Genomic DNA, 13,087 nt, shown 5'->3' with positions numbered 1-13,087 from the left:
AACCACGACCTTCAATCGTGAGAAACGAAAAGATGGGAGAAATCTATGAGTGATAACTCGAAAACACGTGTTGTTGTTGGTATGAGTGGTGGTGTTGATTCATCTGTAACAGCTTTATTATTAAAGCAACAGGGTTACGATGTCATCGGCATCTTCATGAAAAACTGGGACGACACAGACGAAAATGGCGTCTGTACAGCTACAGAAGATTACAAAGATGTAGCAGCGGTTGCAGATCAAATTGGCATACCTTACTATTCTGTCAACTTTGAGAAAGAATACTGGGATCGTGTCTTTGAATATTTCCTTGCAGAATATCGTGCAGGCCGGACACCAAATCCGGATGTCATGTGTAATAAGGAAATCAAATTTAAGGCCTTCTTAGATTATGCCATGACACTTGGTGCCGATTATGTAGCCACAGGTCACTATGCACGCGTGGCGCGTGATGAAGATGGCATTGTCCATATGCTACGCGGTGTTGACAATGGGAAGGATCAAACTTATTTCCTAAGCCAGTTGTCACAAGAACAACTTCAAAAAACCATGTTCCCATTGGGACATTTAGAAAAATCTGAGGTTCGCCGGTTGGCAGAAGAGGCTGGATTGGCAACAGCTAAAAAGAAAGACTCCACTGGGATATGCTTTATCGGAGAAAAGAACTTCAAAGAGTTTTTAGGGAACTACCTTCCTGCCCAACCAGGCCGAATGATGACTGTAGATGGACGGGATATGGGCGAACATGCCGGTTTGATGTATTATACGATCGGTCAGCGGGGTGGACTTGGAATTGGTGGCCAACAAGGTGGGGACAATGCTCCTTGGTTTGTTGTTGGTAAAGATCTGAGTCAAAATATTCTGTATGTCGGTCAAGGCTTCTATCATGAAGCACTCATGTCAACAAGTTTACAAGCTAGTCAAGTTCACTTTACACGGGATATGCCGGAAGAGTTTACACTAGAGTGTACAGCCAAGTTCCGCTATCGCCAACCAGATTCCAAAGTGACGGTTCATGTCAAGGGTGACAAGGCTGAGGTGATTTTTGCAGAACCTCAACGGGCTATTACGCCAGGTCAGGCTGTTGTCTTTTACGATGGTGAAGAGTGTCTCGGTGGCGGCTTAATTGACAATGCTTACCGAGATGGTAAAGTTTGTCAGTATATTTAAATTGACAAATTTTCTCAATTTGCTACAATAATAAAAGCAATAGAAGTGATGGTCAAAGCTCATGGATGTTGCAGGCTTTTTTGTCCTGCACTTCTCAGAGTTTTGACTATTTTTGTGTCGTTTCGAAAGGAAGTTACATGCAAGAACAGGATTTTCGGACCAAGTTAAACCAAATGGTTTTTGGTGTGAGAGCGACTGCTTTGATTGTAAAAGACAATCGATTGTTAGTCGTAGAAGATGAGGACGGCTTTTATACAATCGGAGGTGCTATTCAAGTGGATGAAGCTACTGAAGATGCCGTAGTTCGAGAAGTAAAAGAGGAACTTGGGGTCGCATCTAGAGCGGTTCAGTTAGCTTTCATTGTTGAAAATCTCTTTGAACAAACTGGGGTCCACTATCATAATATCGAGTTCCATTATTTAGTGGACTTGCTGGAAGATGCACCGTTAACCATGCAAGAAGATGCGAAGCCATTACCTTGCCGGTGGCTTGCTTTAGATGATCTACGTACTGTTAATCTGAAGCCGGCATTTTTAAAAACCGCCTTACCAGATTGGGACGGACAATTACGACACATCCATCTTAAAGAATAGGAGAAAAAATGACTTATAATTTTATAGAAGAATACGATATTATTGTAATCGGGGCGGGGCATGCTGGGGTAGAAGCCTCCCTTGCTGCGAGCCGAATGGGTTGTAAAGTTTTACTTGCAACCATCAATATCGAAATGTTGGCGTTTTTGCCATGTAATCCTTCGATTGGTGGTTCTGCAAAAGGGATTGTGGTCCGTGAGGTAGATGCTCTCGGTGGAGAGATGGCCAAGAATATTGACAAATCCTATATTCAGATGAAGATGTTGAATACAGGAAAGGGACCAGCTGTTCGTGCGCTTCGTGCTCAAGCAGATAAAGAGCTCTATTCTAAGGAAATGCGTAAGACAGTTGAGAATCAAGAAAACTTGACCCTTCGCCAAACCATGATTGATGAAATTTTGGTAGAAGATGGGAAGGTTATTGGTGTTCGAACTGCGACCCACCAAGAATATGGGGCCAAGGCTGTCATTGTCACGACTGGAACGGCTTTACGTGGAGAAATCATCATTGGGGATCTCAAGTATTCATCAGGCCCTAACCATAGCCTTGCTTCTATCAATTTGGCTGAAAATCTCAAGAATCTTGGACTAGAAATTGGACGGTTCAAAACAGGTACGCCACCACGTGTAAAGGCATCGTCAATCAATTATGAAGAAACGGAAATTCAACCAGGTGATGAAAATCCAAATCACTTTTCTTACAATTCGCGTGACGAGGATTATTTAAAGGATCAAATCCCTTGTTGGTTAACCTATACCAATAGTCAAAGCCACGAAATCATCAACAGCAATTTACACCGAGCTCCAATGTTTACAGGTGTTGTAAAGGGAGTTGGACCTCGCTATTGTCCATCTATTGAAGATAAGATTGTTCGCTTTGCGGATAAGGAACGCCACCAGCTATTCCTTGAGCCAGAAGGACGCAATACAGAAGAAGTCTATGTCCAAGGCTTGTCAACCAGTTTACCAGAAGATGTGCAAAGAGATCTTGTCCATTCTATTAAGGGATTGGAAAATGCTGAGATGATGCGAACCGGTTATGCGATTGAGTATGATATGGTCCTTCCACATCAATTGCGAGCAACACTAGAAACTAAGAAAATCTCAGGTCTCTTTACCGCAGGCCAAACCAATGGAACGTCTGGCTATGAGGAGGCCGCTGGCCAAGGAATTGTGGCAGGGATTAATGCTGCTCTAAAAATCCAAGGAAAACCAGAGCTCATCTTAAAACGGAGTGATGGTTATATTGGGGTCATGATCGATGACTTGGTAACCAAAGGAACAGTTGAGCCCTATCGTCTGTTGACTAGCCGTGCAGAATACCGTTTGATTCTTCGTCATGATAATGCAGATATGCGCTTAACAGAAATCGGTCGTGAGGTTGGTTTGGTTGACGATGAACGTTGGGCACGTTTTGAAACCAAGAAGTATCAGTTTGAAAATGAAATGAAGCGCCTTGACAGTATCAAGTTAAAACCTGTAAAGGAAACGAACGAGAAGGTTGCAGCGCTAGGTTTTAAACCATTGACAGATGCTGTCACAGCCAAAGAATTTTTGAGAAGACCAGAAGTATCTTATCAAGATGTTGTCAACTTTATCGGACCAGCAGCTGAAGAACTAGATGATAAGATTATCGAGCTGATTGAAACTGAAATTAAGTACGAGGGTTATATCTCAAAAGCTTTAGATCAGGTTGAAAAAATGAAGCGGATGGAAGAAAAACGAATTCCTGCCAATATTGACTGGGACGATATTGACTCCATCGCAACAGAAGCTCGTCAAAAATTCAAGTTGATTAATCCAGAAACGATTGGTCAAGCTAGCCGGATTTCAGGTGTCAACCCAGCTGACATTTCTATCTTGATGGTGTATCTTGAAGGCAAGAGTCGAAGCATTTCTAAGAATCAAGAAAAAGAATCCTAACTTATTAGGACGTAAATATGTGGAAGAAGTAGCCAAATAGCTACTTCTTTTCTCGTTTTACTGTATATTTACAACACTGTAAATATACTTTACACTGTTTAACAAATGAGCGACCGGACCTTGACCCCTGTCAGCTTTTTCTTTGGTGGAAAGGCTTGACTGGCCTCGCTTTTTCTTATGTTTTATGGTATAATGGCCCAACAGAGGTTTATGATGAAAAAATTTCGTATGACGCCTATCCATTATTGTATGGTAGGTTTGTTAGCATTTATTATATTAGCCATCAGTTCCAGATTATTGGGTGGAACAATTGCAAATTTATTTGTGATTCTGTTGATTCTTTCCGGTGTCATCTATCTCTTTCTTCATCAATTAAAGCAAGTAGAATTGGATGAGCTAGAACAAATTCAATATGTCAATCATCAGGCTGAAAATGGATTGGCCTCGCTACTGGATAAAATGCCAGTTGGTGTAATCAAGGTAAACGGTGAAACCAATGAAGTTGAGTGGTTCAATCCTTATGCGGAGTTGATTTTCTCTACTGAGGATGGGCAATTCGATGTGGAATACCTGCAACAAGTGTTGGCGATTCCTTTTGAAGGGAAAGGCCATTATGCAACCATCGGAGATAAGAAATATTCTGTTTATCTAGATTCCCAGGCCAGTGTCGTTTATTTTTTTGATGCGTCTAGTGAGTATGAGGCCAACGTTGGTCTTGTAACGACTAGGCCGGTCATCGGAATTATGTCCGTAGACAACTATGATGATTTAGAAGATGTTGTGTCTGATTCAGATATCAGTAGTATCAATGGTTTTATTGCAAACTTTGTTGAAGAATTCTCGGAAAAATACCATATGTTTTACCGAAGAGTCGGGATGGATCGCTTTTATCTTTTTACCGACTATACCGTTCTTGAACAATTAATCGAATCCAAATTTTCTATTATTGACCAATTCCGTGAGGAAGCGAAAAATCGTGAATTACCCATTACGGTAAGTATGGGATTCTCATACGGAGATGGCAATCATGATGAAATTGGTAGAGTTGCTTTATCGAATCTAAACTTAGCTGAAGTCCGAGGGGGCGACCAAGCGGTTGTGAAAGAAAAAGAAGAAGGTAAGGATCCTATTTTCTTTGGAGGTGGGACAGCCTCTGCTATCAAGCGTACCCGTACCCGAACTCGTGCGATGATGACAGCTATTTCCGAAAAAATTAAATCGGTTGATCAGGTATTTGTTGTTGGCCACAAAAAATTAGACATGGATGCTTTGGGGGCATCGATTGGGATGCAATTGTTTGCAAACAATATCAACGAACGCTCTTATGCAGTTTATGATGATACGTCTATGGCTCAGGATATCGAAAGAGCGGTTGAAAAAATTCAATCAGATGGAGCGACTAAACTCGTAACGGTTTCAGATGCTCTACGGATGGTAACCGATCAATCCCTTTTGATTATGGTAGACCATTCGAAGACAGCTCTCACTCTTTCAAATGATTTGTATGAGAAGTTTCACCAAGTCATTGTCATTGATCACCATAGACGGGATGAAGACTTCCCTGAAAATGCCATGATCACTTATATTGAAAGTGGCGCAAGTAGTGCCAGTGAGTTGGTTACGGAATTGCTTCAGTTCCAGAATTCTAAGAAGAACCGCTTGAATAAGATACAAGCCAGTGTTTTGATGGCTGGAATTATGTTGGATACCAAGAATTTCTCTGTTCGCGTAACGAGCCGTACATTTGATGTAGCTAGTTATTTACGAAGCCGAGGCAGTGATAGTGTCCTCATTCAGGAAATTTCAGCTATTAACTTCGATGAGTACCGCGAAGTTAATGAGTTGATCCTAAATGGTCAAATGGTATTCCCACATATTATTGTGGCAACAGGAGTAGCAGATGTTCCTTATGGAACGGTTACCATTAGTAAAGCAGCCGATAGTATGTTGGCCATGTCTAAAATTGAGGCGACCTTTGTCATTGCTCTGAATGAACAAGGAAGCATTTCCATTTCAGCTCGAAGCAGAAGCAAAGTTAACGTGCAAAAAATTATGGAGCAAATGGGAGGCGGAGGCCACTTTAATTCGGCGGCTTCTCAATTGGAAGATGTAACCATCGATCAAGTTCGTACCCAATTGATTGACTGTATTCAAGAAGAGGTCCAAAAGGATAAGGAGGAAGAAGAATGAAAGTTATCTTTTTAGCAGATGTAAAAGGAAAAGGAAAAAAAGGGGAAATTAAAGAAGTCCCAACAGGTTATGCTCAAAACTTTTTGATTAAAAAGAATTTAGCCAAAGAAGCTAACGCCCAAGCGATTGGGGAACTTCGCGGTAAGCAAAAATCTGAAGAAAAAGCCCATGCGGAACTAGTTGCAGAAGCGAAAGATATTCAAGCGAAATTAGCAGAAGAAACGACCGTTGTCCAATTTACAGAAAAAATTGGTCCTGATGGACGTACATTTGGTTCGATTACCAATAAAAAAATTGCAGAAGAACTACAAAAACAATTTGGGATCAAAATCGACAAGCGTCACATTCAAGTGGCTTCTCCAATTCGCTCTGTCGGCTTGATTGATGTGCCTGTTAAAATTTATCAGGATATTACAGGTATTATCCAAATTCGAGTAAACGAAGGTTAAGTAAATCGTTAGAAAGGAATGACTATGGCTGAGATAGAAGAATTAAGAACCCAGCCTCAAGATATCCAAGCAGAGCAATCTGTCTTAGGAGCCATCTTTATTGATGAGGGAAAACTGGTTTTTGTTCGTGAGTTTATTGAGCCAGCAGATTTCTTTAAATATGCCCATCGGTTAATTTTTAAGGCGATGATTGACCTTGCAGATAGGGGAGATGCTATCGATGCGACGACCGTTCGCAATATTTTAGATAGCCAAGGGGACTTGCAAAATATCGGTGGTCTCTCTTATCTAGCTGAAGTTATCAACTCTGTTCCGACCTCAGCTAATGCGGAATATTACGCAAAGATTGTTTCCGAAAAAGCGGTTCTAAGACGCTTGATTGCTCGTTTAACGGAGAGCATTAATCAAGCATACGATGGAGCGAGTCCGTCGGATGAGATTATTGCAGGCGCAGAAAAAGCCCTGATTGATGTTAGTGAAAATGCCAATCGAAGTGGTTTCAAGAATATCAAGGATATCCTAAATATCAACTTTGGAAGTCTTGAAACTCGCTCATTGCAGACAACGGATATTACGGGGATTGCAACAGGTTATCGAGATCTTGATCATATGACAACAGGTCTTCATGAAGAAGAGTTGATTATTCTTGCGGCTCGTCCAGCGGTTGGTAAGACTGCCTTCGCTCTAAACATTGCCCAAAATATCGGAACCAAGTTGGATAAAACAGTTGCTATTTTCTCACTGGAAATGGGGGCTGAAAGTTTGGTGGATCGGATGTTGGCAGCAGAGGGCTTGATTGAGTCTCATTCTATTCGTACCGGTCAGTTGACAGATGATGAGTGGCGGAAATATGCCATTGCCCAAGGAAATCTAGCCAATGCCAGCATTTATATAGATGATACTCCTGGTATTCGGATTACAGAAATTCGATCTCGTTCTAGAAAGTTAGCACAAGAAACTGGTAATCTTGGCTTGATCCTTATCGATTACTTGCAGTTGATTACAGGGACTGGACGAGAAAACCGGCAACAGGAAGTTTCAGAAATCTCTCGTCAATTAAAAATTTTGGCGAAAGAATTGAAGGTTCCTGTGATTGCCCTTAGTCAGCTATCTCGGGGAGTCGAACAACGACAAGATAAGCGGCCGGTTCTATCTGATATCCGTGAATCAGGATCCATCGAGCAGGATGCAGATATTGTTGCCTTCCTATACCGTGATGACTATTATGAACGTGCAGGTGAGGAAGAAGAAGGCTTGCCGAATAACAAGGTTGAAGTCATCATTGAAAAAAACCGTTCAGGAGCGCGTGGAACAGTGGAGTTAATCTTCCAGAAAGAATATAATAAGTTCTCCAGCATATCAAAGAGAATAGAGGAATAATGGATGAGTGATGCATTTACAGATGTAGCAAAAATGAAAAAAATCAAAGAAGAAATCAAGGCTCATGAAGGCCAAATTGTGGAAATGACCTTGGAAAATGGTCGTAAACGTCAAAAAAATAAGTTTGGTCGATTAATTGAAGTCTATCCTTCTTTGTTTATTATTGAATACACTAATGAAAACAGTTTACCTGGTGAACCAGCAACAACCTATGTTGAATCGTATACCTACTCAGATATTTTGACTGAGAAAAATCTGATTCATTACTTAGACTAATCTGGCTAGGGTGAGCTAGAACTTCCAACCGTCTCTTCTTGGAGATGGTTTTTTTGATGTCTTGAACATATCATAAAGATTTGTTGTGTAAATTTATTGACAAAGATGTCAATTTCACAATTAAATCTGTCAATATTAGACAGGGGATCTTTTGAATAGTCGTCTCATCTATATTCTTCATATCACTAAAATAGAGGGACTTAGGAGGTTATTAGAACAATCATGATTGACAGGTTGTAAATAAGGGTGTAAAGATTCCTGTAAATAAGATAAAAATATTGGATATGTCTGAAAATACATGGTCATCCGCGTCATAAATATGTGATTTAGAAAGTCCTTAGCTAGAACACCTCATTTTGCTTTTCATTTATAGAAAGAAATCAAAAAAATGAGAAAGCAACTTTACAAGGGACGGTATTGGTGGTATAATAGAATTTGTGCGAAATGACAGCAGGACAAAATGAAGCTCGTCAACAGGAAGCCAGCTAGAAAAGTAACCTTTGCTGTTTGGGCGAAGGCTTTCTGAACGAATCAGGTTTGTCTAAAACGTTATTTCCTACAAAAAATTATTTTTATAGGAGGACATTTCAAATGTCACGTTATACAGGACCATCTTGGAAACAATCTCGCCGTCTTGGCTTGTCACTTACAGGTACAGGTAAAGAATTGGCACGTCGTAACTACGTACCAGGTCAACACGGACCAAACAACCGTTCAAAATTGTCAGAATACGGTTTGCAATTAGCTGAAAAACAAAAACTTCGTTTCTCTTACGGACTTGGTGAAAAACAATTCCGTAACTTGTTCGTACAAGCTACTAAGATCAAAGAAGGAACTGTCGGTTTCAACTTCATGCTTCTTTTGGAACGTCGTTTGGATAACGTTGTTTACCGTCTTGGACTTGCGACTACTCGTCGTCAAGCTCGTCAATTCGTTAACCACGGTCACATCCTTGTTGACGGAAAACGCGTTGATATCCCTTCATACCGCGTAACTCCAGGTCAAGTGATCTCAGTTCGTGAGAAATCAGCTAAAGTTCCAGCTATCCTTGAAGCTGTTGAAGCAACTCTTGGACGTCCAGCATTCGTATCATTCGATGCTGAAAAATTGGAAGGTTCATTGACTCGCTTGCCAGAACGCGATGAAATCAACCCAGAAATCAACGAAGCACTTGTCGTTGAATTCTACAACAAAATGCTTTAATTTCAAGAAAAAACTTGCAGAAAGCCTACAACAGTGGGCTTTTTGTTTTGTCTTCAATCCTCGATTTGTGGGTTTGTTCAGTTATTTGCTCCCTAAGTTTACTTCATAGAAAGAAATGTCCGCCTGTAAAAATAGGCGGTTTTTCTTTTACAAAATAAATAACAACTCTCCTGATTTGGAGATTTTTGTGACCAAATACCTAAAATAATAAACAAAATAGCGATTTTTTCTTCTCAGATTGCCCATTTTGTTAAGATGAAACAAACGATTGGAAAGGGTTCTTATGGGATTTAAGAAAAAACATTATCGCGAACAAGTTGATATGAGAGACTGCGGTGTTGCAGCTTTGGCCATGGTCTTTGGCTACTATGGCTCATACTATTCTTTGGCCAGTCTGCGGGAGAAGGCAAAAACGACTGCAGATGGAACGACCGCCTTAGGTCTGGTCAAGGTGGCTGAGGAGTTGGGATTTGAGACACGCGCCTTCCGAGCAGATCGCACACTTTTTGACTTGGAAGGAGTGAACTATCCATTGATTGTCCACGTGATCAAGGATGGGCGTCTCCCTCATTATTACGTAGTCTATAAGAAAGATAAAAAGCATCTTTACATAGCCGATCCAGATCCAAAGGTAAAGATGACCAAATTGACGATCGAGGAGTTTGAAAAGGAATGGACAGGGATTGTCATCGCCTTGGCCCCGACTCCAGCCTATCAACCGAGTAAAGAAAAGAAAAATGGGCTCCTAGATTTTGTCCCTCTTTTGTTTAAACAGCGGCAATTGGTTCTGCATATTGTTCTTGCAACGTTATTGGTGACCCTCATCAATATTGTGGGTTCTTACTACTTACAATCGATTATTGATACCTATGTGCCTGATCAGATGAAGCAGACCCTGAGTGTAATTTCACTAGGGTTGATCGTGGTTTACATCCTACAGCAGGTCCTGACCTATGCGCAAGATTACTTGCTTCTTGTTTTAGGCCAACGCTTGTCTATTGATGTTATTCTGTCCTATATTAAGCATGTTTTTCAGTTGCCTATGAGTTTCTTTGCAACTCGACGGACAGGAGAAGTGGTGTCACGTTTTACAGATGCCAACCGCATTATCGATGCTCTGGCTAGTACGCTGCTTTCTATCTTTTTGGATCTGTCTATTGTTCTGATTTTATCAGTAGTCTTGTTTAGCCAAAATGCTCACCTCTTTTTCTTGACCATTCTCTTGTTACCGATTTATGCGGTCATTATTTTTGCCTTTATGAAGCCTTTTGAGCGCTTAAATAATGAAACCATGGAAGCTAATAGTGTTTTGTCTTCTTCCATCATCGAAGATATCAATGGAATCGAAACCATCAAGTCTCTTACCAGTGAGCGGAGCCGCTATCAAAAGATTGACTCAGAATTTGTGGACTATCTCAAGAAGTCCTTTGCCATGAGCAAGGCGGAGAGTCTACAAAAGGGGCTCAAGCACTTGGCCCAGTTGATTTTGAATGTCTTGGTCTTGTGGTTGGGAGCTCATTTGGTCATGAAGCAAGAATTGAGCTTGGGGCAGTTGATCACCTACAACACTCTCCTTGTTTATTTCACAGGCCCTTTAGAGAACTTGATCAACCTCCAAACCAAACTTCAAGCAGCCCGAGTGGCCAATACCCGTCTGAATGAAGTCTATTTGATAGACTCTGAGTTCGCAGAGAAGAAGCCTCTTCAAGATCGTGAGGCTCTCGATGGTGATCTGGTTTTTGAGGGAGTGGACTACAAGTACGGTTTTGGAGCTAACGTTCTTACCGATATCAGTCTCACGATCAAAAAAGGGAGCAAGGTAAGTTTTGTTGGTATTTCAGGTTCTGGAAAAACCACGCTAGCAAAGATGATGGTGAATTTCTACCAACCCAATAAAGGGACGATTCGTCTGGGAGGAACGGATATCCAGCAAGTGGATAAAACTTTGCTCCGCCAGCAAATCAATTATTTACCCCAGCAGCCCTATGTCTTTAATGGTACGATTTTAGAGAACCTGTTACTGGGAGCGCGGGAAGGAACTAGTCAGGAAGATATCTTGCGCGCTGTTGAAATCGCAGGAATTCGAGAAGACATTGAGCGTATGCCCCTCAATTACCAAACAGAATTGACTACGGATGGCATGGGAATCTCTGGTGGTCAACGGCAGCGGATTGCCTTGGCGCGTGCCTTATTAACGGATGCTCCGATTCTGATTTTGGATGAAGCGACCAGCAGCCTGGATATCTTGACGGAGAAGAAAATTGTGGACCGCTTGATGGCCTTAGACAAAACGATTATCTTTATCGCTCATCGGTTAACGATTGCAGAACGGTCTGAAAAAGTCTTCCTCATGGACCAAGGTCGTCTGAAAGAAGAAGGAAGCCATGAAGAACTGCTGAAAAAGAATGGCTATTACAGCCATTTGGTTACTTGTTAAGAGAGGACTAGGAGAAAAAAAGAAAGTATGATGAACGAAAAATATTTTGAAAGTGCAGAATTCTATCAGAAACGTTTCCACAATTTTGCTAGTTTATGGGTAGTCCCTTGTTTTCTTTTACTACTGTTTGTTGTCGGTTTCTCTGTCTTTGCCAAGAAGGAAGTGACCTTGTCTAGTCGTGGAACGATTGAAGCTACGCGCGTGGTGGACCAAATCCAGTCAACGAGTAATTCTCCCATCCAAGTCAACCATTTGAAGGAAAATAAAGAGATTAAGAAGGGAGAAATCTTGGTAGAATACCAAGAGGTTCAGGAAAAACAGCAAGGAATGAGCTTAACGCAACAGCTCGACCTCTTAAAGAAACAGGAGGAACAATTAAAATTGTTGAAAACGAGCATTGAGACAGGGGAGAGCCAATTTACAGGAACTGAGCATTTTGGGTATGACCAGCTGTTTAAGGATTATCAGCAACAAATAGCGATTCTCCAAGCGCAAGTCCATCAACAGAATGCAACCATTGCCTCTCAAAATGCCAGTGCAAGTTCCAGTCAAGCAGAAATTGGCCAAGCTATCCAAGACCAAGAGAAGCGATTAGCTGATTACCATAGTCTAAAATCAGCTCTACTAGAAGGAAGAAGTCTGGATGCGACTCATCCACTTTATTCTCTCTACCAGAGTTACGCTCAGCAACCACATGGAGAAGAAAACGCTCAAGCACAAGCTTCTTTTATCAGTCAGCTAGATAGTCAAATCCAACAGTTAGAGGCGAGTATTTCTAATTATCGCATCCAATATGCGGGATCCGGAAGCCAACAAGCTTTTTCGACCAGCTTAGATAGTCAAATAGCCTCTCTGAAAGCTCAACAGCTGAGTAAAGTTGGACAAGATTTGCTGCTTCTTTCTCAGCAAATCGCAGATCTAGACAGTAAGTTAAAAACACAAGAAAATCTTCTTCAGAAGACTCGGATTCTAGCCAAGGATGAAGGGGTGATTCATTTGAATGATGAAACAAAAGGAGCGAGTATTGTAGCGGAAGGTACTCCTTTGGCTCAAGTTTATCCTCTCATTCAGAAAGAAAAAGAAGTCAAGATTGTCACCTATATCCCTTCAAAAGATATAGCCACGATTCATGTAGGTGATCGGATTCGCTTTAGCACACAGGGAAGTAAACAAAAACCAATTACGCTAGAGGCCCGTATTAGCTCAATTGCTTCGAGTGCCACTCGGACAGAACAGGGGAACTTTTTCAAAATAGAGGGAGTTCTTCGTCTCAAGGATCAGGAGGCCAAACTCCTACGATACGGTTTGGAAGGGAAGTGTGTCCTGATCACAGGAGAAAAATCTTACTTCAGTTTCTTTGTGGATCAATTTTTAGGAGCAGGGAACTAAAGAAACATAACATAAAAGGGCTGGGACAAAAGTCCTAGCCTCTCAATTGTCTTTGGATTATCGAGCAAGACGCAGTGGTTG

The 13,087-nt window shown here is 41.3% G+C and carries 10 protein-coding genes; all 10 read left to right on the top strand.

Going from position 1 to position 13,087, the window contains the following annotated elements; genetic code table 11:
* The first annotated feature begins 45 nt into the window (after positions 1-45).
* The 10 genes from mnmA (at position 46) to ADH49_RS06680 (ending at position 13,006) form a co-directional block, all read left to right on the top strand.
* A complete protein-coding gene (mnmA, locus tag ADH49_RS06725; RefSeq protein WP_048690984.1) occupies positions 46-1,167 on the top strand; it encodes a tRNA 2-thiouridine(34) synthase MnmA in 1,122 nt (373 codons plus the stop codon).
* 137 nt (positions 1,168-1,304) lie between these two features.
* The gene (locus tag ADH49_RS06720) at positions 1,305-1,760 is read left to right on the top strand and encodes an NUDIX hydrolase (protein WP_048690981.1); all 456 of its coding nucleotides are present in this window, start codon (positions 1,305-1,307) and stop codon (positions 1,758-1,760) included.
* Positions 1,761-1,768: 8 nt separating this feature from the next.
* On the top strand, positions 1,769-3,682 hold the full coding sequence (mnmG, locus tag ADH49_RS06715) for a tRNA uridine-5-carboxymethylaminomethyl(34) synthesis enzyme MnmG (RefSeq protein WP_048690979.1): 1,914 nt from the start codon (positions 1,769-1,771) through the stop codon (positions 3,680-3,682).
* 210 nt (positions 3,683-3,892) lie between these two features.
* Positions 3,893-5,872, top strand: a complete 1,980-nt coding sequence (locus tag ADH49_RS06710) for a DHH family phosphoesterase (protein WP_152904155.1) — start codon at positions 3,893-3,895, stop codon at positions 5,870-5,872.
* Entirely contained in the window at positions 5,869-6,321 is a 453-nt protein-coding gene (gene rplI, locus ADH49_RS06705; protein ID WP_048690977.1) for a 50S ribosomal protein L9, read from the top strand. The genes ADH49_RS06710 and rplI overlap by 4 nt, the downstream gene beginning before the upstream one ends.
* Positions 6,322-6,345: 24 nt before the next feature.
* Positions 6,346-7,701, top strand: coding sequence for a replicative DNA helicase (gene dnaB / locus ADH49_RS06700; protein ID WP_048690975.1), 1,356 nt, complete (start codon positions 6,346-6,348; stop codon positions 7,699-7,701).
* A gap of 3 nt (positions 7,702-7,704) precedes the next feature.
* A complete protein-coding gene (locus ADH49_RS06695; protein WP_006595358.1) occupies positions 7,705-7,977 on the top strand; it encodes a Veg family protein in 273 nt (90 codons plus the stop codon).
* 591 nt (positions 7,978-8,568) lie between these two features.
* Positions 8,569-9,180, top strand: a complete 612-nt coding sequence (rpsD, locus tag ADH49_RS06690; RefSeq protein WP_003009175.1) for a 30S ribosomal protein S4 — start codon at positions 8,569-8,571, stop codon at positions 9,178-9,180.
* A gap of 283 nt (positions 9,181-9,463) precedes the next feature.
* The gene (gene comA, locus ADH49_RS06685) at positions 9,464-11,617 is read left to right on the top strand and encodes a peptide cleavage/export ABC transporter ComA (protein WP_048690971.1); all 2,154 of its coding nucleotides are present in this window, start codon (positions 9,464-9,466) and stop codon (positions 11,615-11,617) included.
* Between the two features lie 27 nt (positions 11,618-11,644).
* On the top strand, positions 11,645-13,006 hold the full coding sequence (locus ADH49_RS06680; protein ID WP_048690969.1) for a bacteriocin secretion accessory protein: 1,362 nt from the start codon (positions 11,645-11,647) through the stop codon (positions 13,004-13,006).
* Positions 13,007-13,087: the final 81 nt, after the last annotated feature.

The sequence above is a fragment of the Streptococcus sp. 400_SSPC genome (assembly GCF_001072745.1).
GTDB lineage: Bacteria > Bacillota > Bacilli > Lactobacillales > Streptococcaceae > Streptococcus > Streptococcus xiaochunlingii.
This window is presented reverse-complemented; position numbering and strand designations above follow the sequence as displayed.